At 69.6% G+C, this 18,279-nt stretch carries 16 protein-coding genes and 2 pseudogenes; 9 read left to right on the top strand and 9 right to left on the bottom strand.

Annotated elements, in window-relative coordinates; translation table 11 throughout:
* The first annotated feature begins 37 nt into the window (after positions 1–37).
* Positions 38–1,687, top strand: a complete 1,650-nt coding sequence (locus AB0436_RS28750; RefSeq protein WP_366470869.1) for a helix-turn-helix domain-containing protein — start codon at positions 38–40, stop codon at positions 1,685–1,687.
* Between the two features lie 108 nt (positions 1,688–1,795).
* Here AB0436_RS28750 and AB0436_RS28745 read toward each other — a convergent pair whose 3' ends face one another.
* Positions 1,796–2,950: a serine hydrolase domain-containing protein gene (locus tag AB0436_RS28745; protein WP_366470867.1), complete on the bottom strand. Its 1,155-nt coding sequence runs from the start codon at positions 2,948–2,950 to the stop codon at positions 1,796–1,798.
* A 255-nt stretch (positions 2,951–3,205) separates the two neighbouring features.
* On the bottom strand, positions 3,206–3,562 hold the full coding sequence (locus AB0436_RS28740; RefSeq protein ID WP_366470866.1) for an MFS transporter: 357 nt from the start codon (positions 3,560–3,562) through the stop codon (positions 3,206–3,208).
* Between AB0436_RS28740 and AB0436_RS28735 the strand changes: the two are divergent.
* The 3 genes and pseudogenes from AB0436_RS28735 to AB0436_RS28725 all read left to right on the top strand — a co-directional run.
* Positions 3,493–3,659 (top strand): annotated as a pseudogene (locus AB0436_RS28735) (FCD domain-containing protein); the annotation flags it as partial. The gene AB0436_RS28740 and the pseudogene AB0436_RS28735 sit on opposite strands and share 70 nt — an antisense overlap.
* A gap of 257 nt (positions 3,660–3,916) precedes the next feature.
* Entirely contained in the window at positions 3,917–5,134 is a 1,218-nt protein-coding gene (locus tag AB0436_RS28730) for an MFS transporter (RefSeq protein ID WP_366470865.1), read from the top strand.
* A 121-nt stretch (positions 5,135–5,255) separates the two neighbouring features.
* Positions 5,256–5,474, top strand: a complete 219-nt coding sequence (locus tag AB0436_RS28725; RefSeq protein WP_366470928.1) for a helix-turn-helix domain-containing protein — start codon at positions 5,256–5,258, stop codon at positions 5,472–5,474.
* 7 nt (positions 5,475–5,481) lie between these two features.
* Here AB0436_RS28725 and AB0436_RS28720 read toward each other — a convergent pair.
* The 3 genes and pseudogenes from AB0436_RS28720 to AB0436_RS28710 form a co-directional block, all read right to left on the bottom strand.
* A pseudogene (locus tag AB0436_RS28720) lies at positions 5,482–6,172 on the bottom strand (IS5 family transposase); the annotation flags it as partial.
* 139 nt (positions 6,173–6,311) lie between these two features.
* Positions 6,312–7,853, bottom strand: a complete 1,542-nt coding sequence (gene rox / locus AB0436_RS28715) for a rifampin monooxygenase (protein WP_366470864.1) — start codon at positions 7,851–7,853, stop codon at positions 6,312–6,314.
* Positions 7,854–8,343: 490 nt separating this feature from the next.
* Positions 8,344–8,922 carry a TetR family transcriptional regulator gene (locus AB0436_RS28710; RefSeq protein ID WP_366470863.1) on the bottom strand — a complete coding sequence of 193 codons (579 nt, stop codon included), beginning with the start codon at positions 8,920–8,922 and terminating at the stop codon, positions 8,344–8,346.
* A gap of 65 nt (positions 8,923–8,987) precedes the next feature.
* Between AB0436_RS28710 and AB0436_RS28705 the strand changes: the two genes are divergently transcribed.
* From AB0436_RS28705 to AB0436_RS28695, 3 genes are all read left to right on the top strand, one after another.
* On the top strand, positions 8,988–9,551 hold the full coding sequence (locus AB0436_RS28705; protein ID WP_366470862.1) for a GNAT family N-acetyltransferase: 564 nt from the start codon (positions 8,988–8,990) through the stop codon (positions 9,549–9,551).
* Positions 9,552–9,750: 199 nt separating this feature from the next.
* On the top strand, positions 9,751–10,002 hold the full coding sequence (locus AB0436_RS28700) for a hypothetical protein (protein ID WP_366470861.1): 252 nt from the start codon (positions 9,751–9,753) through the stop codon (positions 10,000–10,002).
* 447 nt (positions 10,003–10,449) lie between these two features.
* Entirely contained in the window at positions 10,450–10,689 is a 240-nt protein-coding gene (locus AB0436_RS28695; protein WP_366470860.1) for a dihydrofolate reductase family protein, read from the top strand.
* Between the two features lie 13 nt (positions 10,690–10,702).
* On the opposite strand, the gene AB0436_RS28690 is transcribed toward AB0436_RS28695, so the two are convergent.
* From AB0436_RS28690 to AB0436_RS28675, 4 genes are all read right to left on the bottom strand, one after another.
* Complete coding sequence (locus AB0436_RS28690; RefSeq protein ID WP_366470859.1) at positions 10,703–11,962, bottom strand: MalY/PatB family protein; 1,260 nt, start codon at positions 11,960–11,962, stop codon at positions 10,703–10,705.
* 505 nt (positions 11,963–12,467) lie between these two features.
* On the bottom strand, positions 12,468–13,997 hold the full coding sequence (locus tag AB0436_RS28685) for a 3-hydroxyacyl-CoA dehydrogenase (RefSeq protein ID WP_366470858.1): 1,530 nt from the start codon (positions 13,995–13,997) through the stop codon (positions 12,468–12,470).
* 34 nt (positions 13,998–14,031) lie between these two features.
* Positions 14,032–14,802, bottom strand: a complete 771-nt coding sequence (locus tag AB0436_RS28680; protein ID WP_366470857.1) for a CoA-transferase — start codon at positions 14,800–14,802, stop codon at positions 14,032–14,034.
* A gap of 26 nt (positions 14,803–14,828) precedes the next feature.
* A complete protein-coding gene (locus AB0436_RS28675) occupies positions 14,829–15,746 on the bottom strand; it encodes a CoA-transferase (protein WP_366470925.1) in 918 nt (305 codons plus the stop codon).
* A 154-nt stretch (positions 15,747–15,900) separates the two neighbouring features.
* On the opposite strand from AB0436_RS28675, the gene AB0436_RS28670 reads away from it, so the two are divergent.
* Positions 15,901–16,791 carry a LysR substrate-binding domain-containing protein gene (locus tag AB0436_RS28670; RefSeq protein WP_366470856.1) on the top strand — a complete coding sequence of 297 codons (891 nt, stop codon included), beginning with the start codon at positions 15,901–15,903 and terminating at the stop codon, positions 16,789–16,791.
* Between the two features lie 177 nt (positions 16,792–16,968).
* A complete protein-coding gene (locus tag AB0436_RS28665; protein ID WP_366470855.1) occupies positions 16,969–18,195 on the top strand; it encodes an acetyl-CoA C-acetyltransferase in 1,227 nt (408 codons plus the stop codon).
* The last annotated feature ends 84 nt before the right edge of the window (positions 18,196–18,279 follow it).

The following is an 18,279-nucleotide window of genomic DNA, read 5'->3' as shown; positions in this document are numbered from 1 at the left end:
TGAGCACTGTCCGGCGGGACTGGGGGTACGGGGCGCAGTGAACACACAACCGCGGGCCAGCCTCAGGCGGGTCCTGGATGACCTCGGCACCACCCTGCTCGACCTCGTGTGCGGAGACCCGGACACGGCCGACGACATCGGCGGGGTGGTCATCCACGATGCACAGGACGAACCGGTGTTGCCCCGGCAGGCGCTGGTACTCGGCATCGGCGTCCACGGGGCGGGCGAGACCGCCCGGCTGCTCACCGCCCTAGGCGACGCCGGCGCTGCCGCGCTGGTGGTCCGCGCCCCGGTGCCGACCGACGCCGTGGTGACGGCGGCGGCGGAGAGCTCCGGGGTGGCCCTGCTCGCGCTGACCCGCGGAGCCTCTTGGGCCCAGCTCGCTGCGCTGCTGCGCTCGCTGCTCGCGGACGGCGACGTCGGCGAGGCGGGCCCGCAGAAACTGGGCGGCACGCCGTCCGGCGATCTGTTCGCCCTGGCCAACGCGGTGGCCGCACTCCTCGACGCCCCCATCACCATCGAGGACCGCAGCTCCCGTGTCCTGGCCTTCTCCGGAGGCCAGGACGAGGCCGACCCCTCCCGGGTGGAAACCGTACTGGGCCGCCAGGTGCCCGAACGCTTCACCCGTTTCCTCGAAGACCGGGGGATCTTCCGCTCCCTCTACCGCAGCGACCAGCCGGTCCACGTCGACCCGCCCGAGAGCGACGGATTCCATATCCCGCGCGCCGCGATCGCCGTACGCGCCGGGGACGAACTCCTCGGCTCCATCTGGGCCGTCGTCCACACCCCGCTCACTGCGCAGCGCGGCCAGGCGCTGCGCGATGCGGCCAAACTGGTGGCCCTGCACATGCTGCGCCTGCGGGCCGGCGCCGACGTCGAGCGGCGCCTGCGTACCGACCTGGTCTCCACAGCCCTGGAAGGCGGACCGGGCGCCGCTGAGGCGCTGAGCCGGCTCGGTCTGACCGACTACGCGGGCGTCGTCCTCGCCCTGGCCGTGCCGGACCCGCCCGAGCTGACCGGCTCGACCGATCTGCACGCCCAGCACACGGCCGAACGCCAGCGCCTGGCCGACGCCTTCGCCATGCATCTCTCCGCGATCCACGCCCGCGCAGCCACGGCGCTCATCGGCGACGTCGCCTACGGAATCCTCCCCGTGCCACTCCACCAGACGGACGCGGAGGAGAGGGCAGCCCGTACCGGCACCGACTTCCTCACGCGCATCGGCGACCGGCTGACACCGCTCATCGGCATCGGCCCCGCGGCCCCCGACAGCAGCGCCCTGGCCCGCTCCCGAGAAGGAGCCGACCGGGCACTACGCGTCCTGCGCACCCACGGAGGCCCCCGGCAGCTCGCCCGTATCTCGGACGTCCACGTCGAGGGGCTCCTGCTGGACCTAGCCGACCTCGCAGCCGAGCGAGGCGATCCGCCGACCGGCCCGCTGGCCCGGCTGCTCGCCTACGACCTGCAGCACGACTCCCAACTGGTCGACACACTCTGCGCCTGGCTCAACGCTTTCGGCGACGTCCCGGCTTCCGCCGACGCGATGTACGTCCACCAGAACACCTTCCGTTACCGCCTGCGCCGCGCCACCGAAGTCGCCCGGGCCGACCTCACCGACCCCGACGTCCGCTTCGCACTGATGCTGCAGTTGCGCCTGCTGCGCCGCCACGACACGTCTGCACGCTGACTGGCAGGCCAGGGCCAGCCGCCCGGACGGGAAGCGGGGAGGAGGCAGAGGTGGGGACCGGACCGTGGTCCAGTCGCCCACCCCTGCCTCATGTGCGGCTGTCCTTGTTCACTTCGGGCAGTACTCGGCCTCGATGACCGCCTGGCTGTTCCCCGCCCAGTCGCCGTTGAAGTTGAAGGACAGCGAGTGCTTGCCGTCCGCCGAGGTCACGGCCTGGGACGCCGACCCCTGGATGTTGCCGCCGTGCCCCCAGACCTCGGCACCGCAGGACGGCGAGAACTTCATCAACCCCAGCCCGTAGGCCGTGATCAGACCGGCTCCGCTGACCGGGACGGTGGTCTTCATCTCCGTCAGTTGCTTCGCGGGCAGCAGCTTGCCGCCCAGCAGAGCCGAGTAGAAGCGGTTCAGGTCACCGGAGCTGGAGATCATCGCGCCCGCGGAGGCCGCGGCCGACGGATTGAGCTCGGTGACGTCGTACGTCCGATCCGTCGGCTGCGGTGCCAGGGAAAGCTTGGAGTACGCACGGGAACTCGGCGCCGGCATCGACGAGGCGGTGCGGGGGACGGAGGTGGCGTACAGGCCGAGCGGGTTGATGATGCGCCGCTTGATCTCGTCCTCGTACGGGCGGCCCGTGACCTTCTGAATGATCATTCCGGCCAGAATGTAGTTGGTGTTCGAGTAGCTCCATGCTGTGCCCGGGTCGAAGAGCGGCTTCTGGCGCATCGCGATGTCCACCAGCTGCTCGGGCGTGTAGGTGTCGTAGCGGTGCTCCAGGAACTCCACGGTGAAGCCCCGCTTCAGAAATTCCGGGTCGGCGGTGTAGCTGGGGACCCCGCTGGTGTGGTTGAGCAACTGCCGTACGGATATCCGGCGGCCGTCGTTGCCGTTGCCCTGGACCACCCCAGGCAGCCATGTGTCGACTGTGCTGTCGAGGTCGATCTTGCCCTCTGCCTCCAACTGGAGCATCACGGTCGCGACGAAGGTCTTGGTCATGCTGCCGATCCGGTAGCGGTCGACCGCCGAGCGCGGTGCACCCGTCGTGAGGTTCCCGACGCCCGACGTGCCCATCCAGACCGAGTACGCGTCATTGACCTGCCCAGTGACCCCGGGCACCCCGTCCTTGACCGCGGCGTCCATGGCCTGCTGGGTCCGCGCATGTCCCAAGCCGACGCCGGCCGCCGCGGGCGAGGTGAACGAAGCTGCGGTCAAAGCCGCCGCTGCCACCAGGCCCACCGCGCCGATCCGTGCTGTGCGCACTGCCATCTGCTGCTCCTTTCGGTTGCTGTCATCAGCGGCAACGGCCGCGCCACGCGGCACGGCGGCTGCCCGCTTCTCGAACCGGTGATGTCCGGAAGGTAGGTGCAGACGCCGGGCCCCGGCTTCGTCGCGGGCGACAAGGCATGGCGGGGCACTCATCGGAGGCGACGAAGGGGAGGAGCGATCAGGGGTGTGCCAGCTGGTCAGGTGGTGCGCCGCCCTTGTGGTACTTCCCGTCACCGTCCGCGGGTCAGGGGCCACTCACCTCGAACGCGTACGGCGTGGATCGTTGGGGGCGGCGCGGGTGCTGGAGGAGCCGATGCCCTCGACGAGCATCGGGAAGAACTGGGAGACGAGGTAGTTGCCGCCCCAGAGAGCGAAGGTGGCGATGGAGGCGGCCACTCCGCGGATGTGCGTCGGGAAGATTTCGGCATGATCACATAGGTGATGGTGCCGAAGGAAACCGCGAAGAACGCCACGTACCCGAGGATCAGTGCCAGCAGCAGATGCGCGCTGGGGTGGCTGCTGTGGAACACCAGGCCAATGCAGGCCAGCAGGACACCGGGCGGTCGCTCGCCCAGCACCGGGCGATCCTGGAAGCGGTCGAGGGCGGCACACCGGGTAGTGCGCTGCGACTGCGATGCGCAGGCACATCCGCTCGGTGGCCGCGGTGCGGCTCCTGGAGTGGGAACCGGATCCGTCACCCGGCGCGTGAGCTCGCGGCCCTGGCGGTGGGTGCCTGCTCCCGTCTAGGCTCGTCGTGTTCGTACTGCGTGGCCAGAGAAGGAGACGTAGACGCGGACGAGCGTCGTAGACCATCGGAAACACTCGCCCGGTGACGGAGTCGGCGTGGGACGCGCGTCCCCGCCCCACGCCAGCACTGGACGGCTTCAGGCGCAGCCACGGGTCGGCACATCCGGACGCCGACGACCCCGTGTGGCGCGTCCCGCCGGGCGGCGAAAGGGACGTGCCGTGCCCTCGGCCAACTACCGTACCCTGCTGCGGACTTCCGGAGCTTCTTCCTTCTTCCTCGCCGCCGTCATCGGACGCGTCGGACTTGCCATGACAGCCCTCGGCATCGTGTGGCTGGTGCACGCGCGCACCGGGTCGTACGGTGCTGCGGGCCTGGTCACCGGTGGGTTCGCCGTCGCGGACGCGATCTCGGGGCCGCAACTCGGGCGGCTCATCGACCGGTTCGGGCAGACCCGCACCCTGCCCTGGATCCTGCTCGCGCATGCTGGGGCGGTGGCGCTGCTGCTGACGGGCGCGGCGCCGGACCTGGTGTCCGGCTTCCTCGTCGGCGCCACACTGCCCCAGCTCAGTGCCCTGGCCGCCGCTCGCTGGTCCGCCCTCCTGTCTGGCGAGCGGGCCGCCGCCCTGCCGAGGGCGTTCGCCCTGGAGGCACTCGCCAACGGGCTGTCCTACCTGGCGGGGCCCGCCCTGGTGAGCGTGCTCGGCGCCGCGGGGAGGCCGGGCCTCGGCGTCCTCCTCGCCGCCGCCCTCGTGGTCGGCGGCGGCCTGGCCCTCGCCGCCCAGCGCCGCACCGCGCCCCCAGTCGCCAGCCACGCCGAACGCCGCGGCGCGGGACGGGCCCTGCGCCGCGCCGCCTTCGCCCGGCTCGTCGGTATCGGCCTCGCCCTGGGCGTATTCTTCGGCGCGATGCAGGTCTCCGTGACCGCCTACGCCGTCGGCCGCGGCACCCCGGACGCCGCGCCGCTGCTGTACGCGGTGTCCAACTGCACGAATCTGGTCGGGGGTTGGGCCTACGGTGCGCGCCGGTGGCCGGGCTCGCCGATGCGGCAGCGCGCCGTCGCCGCCGTCTGTCTCGTTGTCGCCTGTCTCCCGCTGACCTTCCTGGATGCCCCGGTGCCGCTCGCCGCCGCGCTTGCCGTGACCGGCCTCGCGGTGCCGGTGCTGCTGATCCTGGCCGCCGTCCTGACACAGGCGACTGTTCCCGACGCCGTCCTCACCCAGGCCTTCACGTGGCTCAACTCGGCGACTGCCGCCGGTGCCGCCGCGGCATCCGCGCTCGCCGGGCGGGCGGTGGACGCGGCGGGAGCCCATGCCGGGTTCGCGGTCGCCGCGGCGGCCACAGCCGGCATGGCACTGCTCTCCGCACCCGGCGCGCGGCGAGAGGCCGGAGCGCATGCGGATCGGGCGGGCCAGGAGGTGGCGGGCGGGCGGCCTTAGGCGGGGTCCGGGCGGGCGGACCTTACGGCGTGACCGGCCTAGCGCCTCTCCGGCGAATCTTTGGAGCGCGAGGTGACAACGGGGGGTTGACGTGACAACTAGGGGTTGTCATTCTGGGGGCATGGCAGACACCAAGGACCTCTCCGTGCATGAACCGACTTTCAGTCGCATCAAGGAGGTGCGAGAGCAAGCAATCCACCACGCCCGCCTGGCCCAGCAGTTCGCGGCCGAGCGGCGTGCTCTGATGCAGGGCCTCATCGACCATGGCCTGTCGCAGGCCGACATCGCACGAGAGCTTGGAGTGACACGTCAGGCCATCCAGAAGATGCTGGCCTGCTAAAGCGGGCGTTGATCGTCCGCGCGACTTCGTTCCTGCGTTTGTAGATCGTCTTGTCGAAGCCGGCGGGACGGCCGCCCTTGTTGCCGCGGCGTCGGCGGTTGGCCCGCTGGTACTTCGGTTCGGGGTTGGTGTGCTTGATCTGGCGCCTTGTCTCCGCCGAGGTGGTCCGGGCGGGTGCGCGGATGTCCGCCGCCGATGCGGGCGAGGCGGACGCGTCTCATGACAGGGATGAGCTGTGGGGCATCGCCCACTGGCCCGGTGTGATCAGAAATGCGAGCGGGCGGCGCCCGCCTTCGCGGGCGAGGTGGATCTTGCAGGTCACGCCGCCCGGGAGCCTCCGAGCCCCTCGTCGGACCGGTGCTGCCGGGGACTTGATCTCTTTGCGGGAGGCGTGGTGCTTTCTTCCGGGCCCGGCGGCGTGCTGGTGAGCCCGACAGGAAGTGGAATCCCCGCTCACCATGGACCAGTCGATACGGCCCTCCGCGTCGGCGTCCGGCCAGGACGGCCGCGAAGATCCCATCCCACGTGCCGTCCGCTGACCAGCGTCGGTGCCGCTCGTAAACGGTCTTCCACTTGCCGAAACGGGCAGGCAGATCCCGCCACGGCACCCGAGTCCGATTCCGGTAGAGGGTTCCGTTGATGACCCTGCGGAGGCTCGCCCAACGCCACCCCTGTTTACCGGACTTCGGCAGAGGCATCTTCGGGCGGGCCCATTCGTCATCGTGTGATCTCCCCGCCCCATGGTCATGCCAACGACTCAGGACGGAGATAGTCACATAATCCGCCGGACAGGCCCTTCAGTAGCATGGGAGCCACCCGGAGACCGGGGTTGCTCGTTCAGTTGGCGGGCCTGCCGAACCAGCGGGAGAGGTGGTCGTCCAGGTCCTGCTGATCGTCGCCGATCCAGGCGACGTGGCCGTCGGGGCGTAGCAGGACGCACGGAGCATCCAGTACCGCAGCGGGATCCGCGAGATAATCGACCCGGTCCGACCAGCCGCCGACGGTCAGGCGTTCGGTGCGGTCCAGCAGCAGGCCGCGGCCGCGATGCAGCAGATCGTAGAGGTGGCCGTGTTTCACACCGAAGTCGGGCAGGCGGCGGCCGAGCAGGTCGGGGCCTTCGCCGAAGTCGTAGCGGATGCCGATCGCGGTGATCTTCTCGATGAGACAGCGGTTCACCTCGTCGAAGTCCATCAGTTCGGTGAGCAGCCTCCGCACGGCCTGCGGGCCCGGTTCGGTGGAGTGCAGTTCCATCTGGGCGCGGGTGTTGTCCAGCACGTCCTCGGCGACCGGATGACGTTCGGCGTGGTAGGTGTCCAGCAGTGATTCCGGCGCCCAGCCGCGGATCTGGGCAGCCAGTTTCCATCCGAGGTTGAATGCGTCCTGAACGCCCAGGTTGAGGCCCTGTCCGCCGGTGGGCGGATGGATGTGTGCCGCATCGCCGGCCAACAGCACCCGCCCGACCCGATAACGTTCGGCCAGCCGGGTGGCATCCCCGAAGCGGGACAACCAGCGCGGGGAGTGCACGCCGAAATCGGTTCCGGCGATGATGCGCAGCTGTTGTTTGAAATCCTCGAGGGTGGGCGGTTCCATGCGATCGCTGACTCCCGCGGCGGGGACTACGACGCTATAAACCCCTTCGCCGAAGGGCCTGAGCCAGAATCGCTTATTGGTCTCACCGATTTCGGCCACCTTGGCGGCGATCTCCGCCTGCGGCACACCCACTTCCATCTCGCCCATCAGCGTCTCGGTCCGCGAGGGCTCACCAGGGAAGCCGACGCCGAGCAGTTTGCGCACCGTGCTGCGCCCGCCGTCACAGCCGACGAGATAGCGCGAACGCAGCTGTTTCCCGTCGGCCAACTCGACGGTCACACCCTCGTCGTCCTGCCCGAAATCGGCCACCGCACAACCGCGCCGGACCTGCGCACCCAATTCGATCGCATGCTCCTCGAGCAGGCGAACGATGACCGGCTGCGGGATCCCCAGCAGATAGGCGTGCGCGGAATCCAGGCCCTGGGGCGCGGGTTTGTTGATACCGGCGAAGAAGCCGCCGGCCGGACGCTGTCTTCCGTGTTCGCGCATGCGATCCAGCAGCCCGCGCATTGCCATCAGCTCAAGACTGCGAATATGCAGACCCACGATGCGGACGAACGACACGGGCTCGGTTTCCTTCTCCAGAACGAGTACCCGCACATCGTGCAGCCGCAGTTCGGCGGCAAGCATCGCACCAGCCGGCCCGCACCCGGCAATGATCACGTCGAACATGGGCGCGCGATCGGCGCCGGAGGCCGGCGACCGGAGTCCGGGGACATCGCCCCGGGTGGAGTCGCGCTCGACCGTATCGTTCGACGACGGCTCGGCGGAGAACTGCGAAGAGTCCATAGGTGTTGCCTTTCAGGAGTGCCTTGTTAGTCGAGGCGCTCCCGGCGACACCTACGTCAATCGCCGGCCGTGACGGGAAGGGGGAGCACCCACATCGATACAGCGTTCATGGGTCTCACCTCCTGGGGCGGTGTCACGGTCCACTGCAAGCTACAAGTCCGAGCAACACCCCGTCCAATCCTTTTCCCAGCCAGGTGATCACGACTCCGAACGGGCCGTGCGGGGCGAATCCGGCGTGGCGGCGCGGCCGGCCGCGGTCGCGGTCGGCGATCTGCTCCCGCGGAGTGCAGGACCGGACCCGACGGCGTGTGCCCGGTCTCCGAGCTGATGACCCTCATGTGGCTCCGGTTGGAAGCGCGCCGGTTCGTGGATTTCTGCAGCTGCCTGGGCGGGGAGCCGAACCTCGCACGGGATTCGCGCTGATGAGCGGCGCGGGCTCCGGTGCATACGGAGGACCAGCAGGATCAGGTCGAGCGCCCCGGCCTTCGTTTCAGTCCCGCAGCAGGGCGAACTGGTGCTCGACGGCCTCGGTGAGCCGCTTCTCCTCGTCCGTGGCGAGGAGGTCGAGCAGGGCGCCTCGCAGTACGGCCAGGGCCAGGGTGCGGCGGGTGGCACCGTCCTCCCTGTTACGTTCGGAAGGTGACTGGCAGTCGGCCAGGACGCCGAGCCAATCTTCCACCGTAGCGCGGGCGAACCCGGCCCAGGCTCCGTCGGGCTGGACGAGTGAGCGCGCGTACGCCTCGGCCCACAGCCGCAGCAGTGGCCGGTGTTCCTTCGCGGCGAGCCATGCCCAGACCCGTTCGACGGCCGGGACGAGACCAGCGGGGCGATCGGGCTGCCCGACCTGTTCCAGGAGTGCCAGTTCGTCGGTGCGGGCGCGCGCCAGGAGCGCCCGCACGATGCCGTCCTTGCTTCCGAAGAGGAAGAGCAGGACTCGCGGGCTGGAGCCGATCGCCTCGGCCAGCGGGCGCAGTGACAGGTCGGTCAGGCCGTGGGCGAGGGCGTATTGGTACGCCGCCTCCAGCAGTTCGGTCTGCCGGGCGGAGGGCGTTGGCGCTTCCTGGGGCATGCGACTAGCCTAACTGAAACAACTGTTTCAGTAGAGAGAACGATCAGGGGCCAGGAGTGCAGCTCATGTCGCAGCAAAATCAGAAGCAAGTCGTCGTGCGTCGCGCCGACCGCCCCGGTGACCTGGGATGGGTGGTGATGGCCCATGGCGAGGTCTACCACCAGCAGTTCGGCTGGGACACCGACTTCGAGGTTCTGGTCGCCAAGATCGTCGCCGATTACGGCGCGAAGCACGAGCCGGCTCGCGAGGCGGCCTGGATCGCCGAGCTCGACGGCCGGCGTGTGGGCTGCATCTTCCTCGTCGCGGGCGACCGGCCGAACGTGGCCAAGTTGAGGATCCTGCTCGTCACTCCGGAGGGCAGGGGTCTTCGTCTCGGGTCACGTCTGGTGGCGGAGTGCCTGGCCTTCGCCAGTGAGGCGGGCTACGAGCAGGTGACGCTGTGGACCAACGACGTACTGATGGCGGCGCGCAAGATCTACCAGAGCTTCGGCTTCACCCTCGCCGACGAGGAAGCCCACCACAGCTTCGGCCACGATCTCGTCGGCCAGAACTGGACCCTCGATCAGAGCGTGCGGGCGCACGTCAGCGGAATGGTTCCGTCGTGCCCGCCTACGGCGGGTACGACGTAGTAGTCCGTGAATGTGCCGCCGCAGTCGTCATCCGCCTTCAGACGCAGCCGGCCGGTAGCCGCCGTGCGTGCGTCATGGCAAGTCGTGCGGTGGTGCGGCGTTGGCTGGGCTGCTGATGGCGTGACCAAGACCAGGCTGAAGTCGTTTGGTGTGAGTGGTGCCACATCCGGTGCCCACACGAACGAACGGAGCAACCTTGATGCGTGGGACAAGACTGGGAGCGGCCGCGTTGCTGGCCGGGGCCGCAATCCTCTGCGGTGCCACGACAGCCACAGCAGACCCAGGGCCGATCGGCGTCGCCCAAGACAGCCCCCTGACCGAGATCGTGGGCACCACCGCGGGCACTCTGGCCGACGGCTCCGCGCCCTGCGCTGCACCGTGGGCCGATCAAGGCTTCGACGGTGATGTCAGCTACGCATGCCAAAGGGTGCAGATCAATCAGGACAACTGACCACACGCCTCGCAGGCGTAGTGCAGAGCCTTCGCCCAGAACTCTGGGCGAAGGCTTTACGTGGCTGCCGCCGAGGAGGAGCTGTGAGCAACTCTGTGCTGTACATGTCGATGTCGGTCGACGGATTCATCGCCGGACCCAATGACGGGCCGGGCAACGGGATCGGTGATGGCGGGGACCGCCTGCACGAGTGGTTCGGGATGGACGCCGAGGGCAGTCATCTCGACGCCGCCGCCCGCCTGTCGGGCGTGAACCGCGACGTCATGGACGAAGCGTTGGCCACCGGGGCGGTGGTCACCGGCCGGCGGACGTTCGCAAACGCGGGCGGCTGGGGAGGTGACCACCACGACGGCGTACCGATCTTCGTCCTGACCCGCCGCCAGCCCGATGCCACGCTGCAATGGCCCGCGGTGAACCTGCGTCAGCGACGTGAAGGACGCGGTGCGCATGGCGAAGGAAGCTGCGGGCGACAGGGACGTGCTGGTCCACGGCGCGGTCACCGCGCAGCTGGCGCTGACCGCGGGGGTGCTGGACGAACTGCATATCCATCTGGTCCCGGTGTTGCTCGGGCAGGGCCGCCGGCTGTTCGAGGACATGCCGCCCGGGCACATCGAGCTGGAACCCACCCGTGCCTTCAGCGGACCGGGCGTGCAGCACCTGCGCTACCGGGTGCGGCAGGCGGGATGAGTCGGATGGCGCTCTAACGCTTGTGGAGCGCGGCGGCGCGTCCCATCCGGACGATCGCCTCGGTGAGGATGGACTGGGAGGTGGCGAAGTTCAGGCGGACGTGTCCGGCTCCGCCCGTTCCGAAAATGTGGCCCGATGACAGGGCCACCCTGGCGTGCTCAAGGAACAGTTGGGCAGGGCCGGCCAGGTCGGTGACGGCTGCCAGGTCCCTGGTGCCTTCCGGGTCGAGACCGAGGGACCGGCAGTCGAGCCAGGCCAGGTACGTTCCCTCGGGCCTGGTGTAACCGATTCCCGGCAGGTGTTCGGCGATGAGCCGGCCGAGCAGGGCTCGGTTCGCGTCGAGCCCCGCCAGCAACGCATCGAGCCACCTGTCTCCGTGGCGGAAGGCCGCCGTATGAGCGATGACGCCCAGGTAGCTCGCGCCGTGGTTGACTTCCTCGGGCATCCGGCGCAGATCATCGGCCGCCGCAGACCCTGCGATGACGAGCGCCGCCTTGATCCCGGCGAGGTTCCAGCCCTTGGTCGCTGACATGAGCGAGAAGGCGTTCTCGGCCCCGGGCACACTCAGGTAGGGCGTGAACTGTGCGCCCGGCAGTACGAGCGGGGCGTGGATCTCGTCGGCCACGACCCGGATTCCGTACCGGTGAGCCAGCTCCGCCACGGCGGCGAGCTCCTCGAAGGTGTGCACCGTGCCGGTCGGGTTGTGGGGGTTGCTGAGGAGGTAGGCGATCTTGCCCTTGCCGCTCGCTTCCCGGGCGCGCCGGAACGTCTCCTCCAGCGTGTCCGGGTTGATCCGTAGATCCTGCCCGAGCGGCGCTTCGATGATCCGGCGGTCGTCATGTGTGACGAAAGCGTAGAAGGGTGCGTACACCGGAGAGTTGACGATCACCGGGTCGCCGGGATCGGTGATCAGCCGCAGTACCTGGACCGCACCCATCATCACGTCCGGCACGAGGCCGACTCGGTCGACGTCCACCCCGTCCCAATTCCATCGCCGGGAGGCGAAGCCGGCCAGCGACTCGGCGAACTCTGTTCCGGACGGGTAACCGGTGTCACCTGTCTCGATGGCGTCGCGCAGCGCGTCGGCGACTGCCGGCGCGAGCGGTACATCCATCTCCGCCACCCACAAGGGCAGGACGTCTGCCGGGTGCGTCCGCCACTTCATGCTCCTGCGCTGACGAAGCTGCTCGAGCGTGCACTCCTCAAGAGGATTCGCACACGTCTGAGCCTCGGTCGTGTCGCCTGCTGGGTTGCTCCCGCCAACGGTGGTCATCTTCAGCATTGGACCGCCATCTCGATCGCGATGCAAGCGCCGAGAGACAGCGACGCCACGTTGAGCGCGAGGCGCGCGTGACGACCTCGGTCGGCCGAGTCCAGGCGGCAGCCGGCCGAGCGGGGCGTGGACCGCACCCTTGCCGGCACTGTAGAGGCCCCGCTCGCGGGGAAGGTCTGGTGGCCGACCAGCGACGGACAGCGTCGCTGCGTCGCATTGCCGGATCGTGGTCGAATACCGGACCGTTCCTGTTAACGACCTTCACCACGAACTGCGGGCGGGCTCAGGGGACCGCGGCGAGACAGATCGGGACGCACTGGCCGATGCCGGTCCCAGACCGCCGCGGCCGACGCGGACGGAGGTTACGAAGTAGCCCCCGGCCGGGCCGGCGCGCTGCCCGGGACCGTCAAACGTGCGGCGTGACTTCCGATCATGGAAAAAATGCATCGATGAGCAGCAACAGCCGGATCGAGGCAGAGTCCGTCGAGCCGTCTGACGTGAGTCGTCAGGAGCAATCGGCCGGTGAGGTGCCCCGGTCCGTCAGCGCCAGGCCGAGGTGGGCCCGTTCGGTGAGCCAGCGCGTCGGCCGGTGCCGCGGGTCACCGGTCGTGGCGTGCAGGGAACGCTGCAGGGCCAGCATCCGCGCGGCACCGATCCGGTCGCCCCAGGCCAGCGGCCCCACCGGGTAACCGAGGCCGGTCGTCACGGCGAGGTCGATGTCCGCCGGCGTGGCCAGCGAGCGCTCTGCGATCGATGCCGCGACCGAGACCACCGAGGCGAGCAGTCGCTGCGCCACCGAGCCAGCGGTATCCCGCACCACCGACACGGCGAAGGGCTCCTCGCCCTCCGGCGCCCTGGCCAGGACAGCGCGGGCGTCCCGCGCGGCGGTCGGGCCGGCCGTGGGAGTCACCGCGAGCACCCGGCGGCGGCCGGCCGGGGGCATGGGGTCGACGCCGAAGGTGCGCGTGGCGGGCAGTTCCAGCGAGGCCACCGCCGCTGCCACCGTGGTCCCCCACACGGGGACGAGGGCGACGGCGGCGTCGGACGGTCCGGCGCCGTTCTCGACCGTGGCTCCGGCGGCGGTCAGCGCGCTCCGCAGCCCACCGGCGTCCTCGCCGCCCGCGACGAACACCGGCCGGTCCGGGTCACCCGTCACCGGCGGTTCTGGCGCCGGGGCGGGTGCCTCGGGGCCGTACGCGAACCACCCCTCTCCGGTCTTCCGGCCGTGCAGGCATGCGGTCACCCGGTTCGGGGTGAGATAGGAGGGGCGGAGCCGGTCCTCGAAGCGGAAGCCCTGCCAGATCGAGTCGATTACGGCAGCTGTGACGTCGAGACCGGTGAGATCCATCAGTTCGAACGGGCCCATGCGCAGGCCCAGGACGTCGCGGGCGATCCGGTCGATCCCGGCCGGGTCCGCGACGGACTCCTCCAGCAGTGCCAGGGCTTCCGTCACCAGTCCCCGGCCGGCGTGGTTGACCAGGAAACCGGGTGTGTCGGCGACAGTCACCGCGCGATGGCCGCAGCTCTCGACCAGCGTGGTGAGGACCGCCGGGATCTCCGGGCGGGTGGCGGCGCCCGGCACGATCTCGACGATCTTCATCAGCGGGACGGGATTGAAGAAGTGCAGCCCCGCGAGCCGCCCCGGATCCCGCAGTGAGGCGGCGATCCGGGTCACCGACAGGGACGAGGTGTTGGTCGCGAAGAGCGCGGAGTCCGGCAGGGCCTGCTCCAGCTTCCCGAAGACCTCGGCCTTGGTGTCCAGATCCTCCCGTACGGCCTCGATGACCAACTCGACATCCGGGCCCGGCGCCCACGGGTCATCCAGCGGAACGAGGCGTCCCAGGGTCGCCGCACAATCCCCGGCGGACATCCTGCCCTTCTGCACCGCACGTTCCAGCATGGACCGTACGAAATCCACGGCCGCTGTCACCGCCTCGCTCCGGACATCACCGAGCTCGACGATGTGTCCCGCTGCTGCAGCCCACTGGGCGATGCCACGGCCCATGGCTCCGGCGCCGACGATCCTGATACGCATGACGGTTACGTCCTCTCGGCAGGTGCGGTCGTTGTCAGCGGAGGTACACGCGGTCGGGGTCGACGTCCTCGCGCAGGAGCCGCAGCTCCGCCGCGGTCGGAGGGGGCGTCGTGTCCACGGACTCGGCGACCTCGAGGTCCCAGCCCGTCGCCGCTCGCACCTGATCCACCGTCACGCCCGGGTGAACGGCGACGAGCCGGAGCTCCTCACCGACGCCGGCGCGGGCCAGGATGCCCAGTTCGGTGATGACCCGGGTGACTCCGGCCCCCAGGGGCCGGATGCCATCGGCGAGTGCCCGGTCCGGGCCCGGAGTGGTACAGAAATCCAGGGACCCGGTGAAGGAGCGCGGGTTGTGACGGCGCATCACCACGAAGACCTCGTGGGAACTGGCCATCACCTCGATGGCGCCGCCGGAACCGGGGAGCCGAACGGAGGGGCTCTCCCACTCGCCGATGACGGAGGTGTTGAGGTTGCCCCACCGGTCGATCTGCGCGGCACCGAGGAAGCCTACGTCGATGTGGCCGCCCTGAAGTACACAGCCGAACAGCGCCGGCATCGACAACACGGCCTCCGCGCCCGAGATGAGTACGGCGTCGGCGATGGTTTCCGGCAGATGCGAGGGGTGCGCCCCGCAGACCCCGGACTCGTACACGACCTCAATATGCGGCGCGACCGTCAGACGGGCGAGCTCCGTGGCGAGCGTCGGCAGCCCGATGCCGGCGAACACCGTGCGGCGAGAGGCCAGTTCGCGGGAGGCGACGACGGAGAGCAGTTCGGACGAGGTCTCCGGTGCGGTGGTGGTCATGTCCCGTTCCTTCTCCTGCGGCGCGCTCACAGCCGCCGCCCGTAGTTCACAGGTTCGCTGAGCGCTTCGCCTACCGCGAGCCCCGCCCAGAACTCCTCGCCCAGCTTGTCGACGTACTCGGCGTGATCGGCCGTTGCGTACACCCATTCCGCCAGCCACGCCCGCAGCAGCTTGGGGTCCTTGCTGATGTGCGACCAAGCCCGGTAGAAGTCGTTGTCGCGGTCGTAGTAGCCCTGCGCGAAGGACGGGTGTGCACCGCGCGGGCAGACGACGACGGCGTCCACGGCGTGCGACGGGACGAGTGTGCGGTTGGGATCCGAGCGGACCACGTCGTCCTCGACGACCTCTTCGACGACGACGATCGCCTTGTCCGCCGCGTACACCGCCTCGGCCTGGATGCCGGTCAGCCCCCAGATCTGGGTGTTGCCCCGGCGGTCGGCCCGCTGGGCGTGAATGATCGTCACGTCCGGGTTCACGGGCGGCACGACGTAGATGTGTTCCGGCTCCCCGTCCGGCCCCGGATAGGGGGACGTCACCTTGCGCAGATCGCTGTTGACGCCCGGCAGATCACTGCCTCCGTAGCTGCGCAGAGGGTAGAACGGCAGCCGCTGGGACCCCGCGAGGTAGCGGCAGACCATCCCGTAGTGGCTGTACTCCTCGAAGGCCAGCGGAGCCGGGTCGGCACGCTCGATCCTGCGCCGCAGCTCGCCGAGCGAACCGGCGGAGGAGTTACCCACGAAGGAGGAGACCAGCCGCGAGACACAGCCCGCGGCGATCATCTGATCCACCACGATGTCCGCTGTCATCCGTACGACGGTGAGGTCCTTGCGGCCCTGGCGGATGATCTCGTGCCCGGCGGCGGTGGGGATGAGGTGGGTGAACCCTTCGAGGCTGACGGTGGCTCCGTCGTGCACGAACGCGGCGACGGCTTCCTTCATCGACATGAGTTTGCTGGGCCCGTCGGCCGTATCCGTCCGCTCCACGGTGCTCCTTGGCGAGTGCGTGCTGGTCGCCCTCACCGTGTCAGCGGCCATTGATTGCTGTCCAATACCAAATTATGGTCGAATCAAGACAGCTGGTTAATGAATGGAAGCACCGATGGAACTGCGTCATCTGACCGCGTTCACCGCCGTCGCCGAGGAACTGCACTTCGGCCGTGCGGCCAAGCGGCTGCAGATGGCCCAGCCACCGCTCAGCCAGCAGATCCGGCAGCTGGAAAAGGAACTCGGCGTCCAGCTCTTCGAACGCAACACCCGCTCGGTGCGGCTCACCAGCGCGGGGGAGTCCTTCCTCGAACCCGTACGGACCGTGCTCGACGACCTCGACACGGCGGTACGGGCGGCCAAGGCCGCCGGGCGGGGCGAGTACGGCCGGGTCACCATCGGCTTCGCCGGAGCTTCCAGCCACGAGACGCTGCCGCTGCTGACCCGGGCCGTGCGGGCCGCCCACCCCGGGATCGAGCTGGCCATGAAAGGCCAGACATACGCGAACGTCGCCCTGTCCCGGGTCGCCGACGGCTCCCTCGACCTGGGGTTCGTCCGCCTCCCGGTCACCCAGCCCGGGGTGGCCTACCGGGTGATCGACGAGGAGGAGCTGCTGTGCGCGCTGCCCTCCGACCACCAGCTCGCCCGCCTCGAGAGCATCCCGATCGGAATCCTGGCCGACGAACCGTTCGTCTCCTTCCCCGCAAACGCCGGCTCCACGGTGCGCGACGCGATGGTCCTGGTCTGCGAGGACGCCGGTTTCAACCCGCGCGTGGTGCAGGAGGCCCCCGACTCGTACACGATTCTGGCCCTCGTCGCTGCGGGGGTCGGCGTCACGCTCACCGTCTCCTCCGTCCGGCACATCCAGCAGAACGGTTTGGTCTACCGGTCCCTCGCCGGGCCACCCATCCGGCGGCAGGCCGCGCTTGCCTGGCGCACGGACAATCCCTCGGCGGCGCTCCGCGCCGTGCTCGCAGTCGCCGAGGAGGCCCTGCCGACCCCGTAGGGCCGCTCGTTCGGGTCATGCCGGGCTCGCGGGGGCAACCTGATCAGCAGGAAGGACCCTGCCGTCCGATTGAGACGCGTGGCGTCTTGAAAGGGAGGAAATTCGATATTGGACCGACTCAGTGGTCCAGTGCGAAGGTCACCCCACACACCCGAACCCGCCGAAAGGTGCTCCGCCGTGCCCGACCAGACCGATGTCGTCATCTGCGAGCCGCTGCGCACACCCATCGGGCGTTTCGGCGGAGCGTTCGCCCAGCAGACACCGGCCGCGCTCGCCGCACGCGTCATCGCCGAGGTCGTCGCTCGTACGAGGATCGACCCGGCCCGGGTGGACGAGGTGATACTCGGACATGCCTATCCCTCGGCCGAAGCCCCCGCCATCGGCCGCGTCGCTGCCCTGGACGCCGGCCTCCCCGACACCGTCACCGGCGCCCAGATCGACCGGCGCTGCGGCTCCGGTCTACAGGCCGTCCTCGACGCCGCCATGCAGATCCGGGCCGGTTTCAGCGACATCGTCATCGCGGGCGGCGTCGACGTCATGAGTGCCGCCCCCTACTACACGCACGACGGACGCTGGGGCATCAAGGGCCCCGGCCTCCAACTCCACGACTCGCTGGCGCGAGGGCGAGTCACCGCGGGGGGCGTCCATCACCCCGTACCCGGCGGCATGATCGAGACCGCGGAGAACCTGCGCCGCGCCTACTCCATCAGCCGCTCCGACCAGGACGCCCTGGCCCTGCGCTCGCAGGCCCGCGCCGCCCGCGCCGCGAAGGAGGGACGCTACGACACGGAGACCGTCCCCGTCACCGTACGCACCCGCAAGGGCGAGACGGCCGTCACAGCCGACGAGCACCCCCGCCCGGACACCACCACCGAGCAACTCGCGGCGCTACGCCCGATCATGGCCAAGGCCGACCCGCAGGCCACCGTCACCGCAGGCAATGCGAGCGGGCAGAACGACGCGGCCGCCGCCTGCCTGGTCACCAGCGCCGCCACCGCCGAACGGCTCGGGCTGACCCCGCTCGTCCGTCTGGTCTCCTTCGCACGCGCGGGTGTCCCCGCCGCGACGATGGGCATCGGCCCCGTGCCGGCCACCCTCGCGGCCCTCGGCCGCGCCGGACTCACCCTCGCCGACCTCGACCTGATCGAGATCAACGAGGCCTTCGCCGCCCAGGTCCTCGCCTGCACCCGCGAGCTCGGCCTCGGCGCGATCGACCACGAGCAGCGAATCAACGTCAACGGCTCCGGCATCTCACTCGGCCACCCCGTGGGAGCCACCGGCGCCCGTATCCTCGCCACGCTCAGCCGGGAAATGCACCGCAGCGAGGCGCGCTACGGCCTGGAGACCATGTGCATCGGCGGAGGCCAAGGCCTCGCCGCGGTCTTCGAACGCATCGCTTCCTAATGCTGTTGTCAAGCAGTCATAGTCACTGGAGGTGCGACTTGATAGCACCGTCGGTCACGGATCAAGGCCCACAGAACGTTGACG

The sequence above is a fragment of the Streptomyces sp. NPDC051322 genome (assembly GCF_040689485.1).
GTDB lineage: Bacteria > Actinomycetota > Actinomycetes > Streptomycetales > Streptomycetaceae > Streptomyces.
This window is presented reverse-complemented; position numbering and strand designations above follow the sequence as displayed.

Excerpts from the sequence above, each read along its gene's own strand:
- AB0436_RS28670 (WP_366470856.1), top strand. The coding sequence starts at position 15,901 with ATGGAACTGCGTCATCTGACCGCGTTCACCGCCGTCGCCGAGGAACTG.
- AB0436_RS28675 (WP_366470925.1), bottom strand. The coding sequence starts at position 15,746 with ATGTCGATGAAGGAAGCCGTCGCCGCGTTCGTGCACGACGGAGCCACC.
- AB0436_RS28685 (WP_366470858.1), bottom strand. The coding sequence starts at position 13,997 with ATGCGTATCAGGATCGTCGGCGCCGGAGCCATGGGCCGTGGCATCGCC.
- AB0436_RS28705 (WP_366470862.1), top strand. The coding sequence starts at position 8,988 with ATGTCGCAGCAAAATCAGAAGCAAGTCGTCGTGCGTCGCGCCGACCGC.
- AB0436_RS28695 (WP_366470860.1), top strand. The coding sequence starts at position 10,450 with ATGGCGAAGGAAGCTGCGGGCGACAGGGACGTGCTGGTCCACGGCGCG.
- rox (WP_366470864.1), bottom strand. The coding sequence starts at position 7,853 with ATGGACTCTTCGCAGTTCTCCGCCGAGCCGTCGTCGAACGATACGGTC.
- AB0436_RS28710 (WP_366470863.1), bottom strand. The coding sequence starts at position 8,922 with ATGCCCCAGGAAGCGCCAACGCCCTCCGCCCGGCAGACCGAACTGCTG.
- AB0436_RS28700 (WP_366470861.1), top strand. The coding sequence starts at position 9,751 with ATGCGTGGGACAAGACTGGGAGCGGCCGCGTTGCTGGCCGGGGCCGCA.
- AB0436_RS28745 (WP_366470867.1), bottom strand. The coding sequence starts at position 2,950 with ATGGCAGTGCGCACAGCACGGATCGGCGCGGTGGGCCTGGTGGCAGCG.
- AB0436_RS28725 (WP_366470928.1), top strand. The coding sequence starts at position 5,256 with ATGGCAGACACCAAGGACCTCTCCGTGCATGAACCGACTTTCAGTCGC.
- AB0436_RS28680 (WP_366470857.1), bottom strand. The coding sequence starts at position 14,802 with ATGACCACCACCGCACCGGAGACCTCGTCCGAACTGCTCTCCGTCGTC.
- AB0436_RS28690 (WP_366470859.1), bottom strand. The coding sequence starts at position 11,962 with ATGACCACCGTTGGCGGGAGCAACCCAGCAGGCGACACGACCGAGGCT.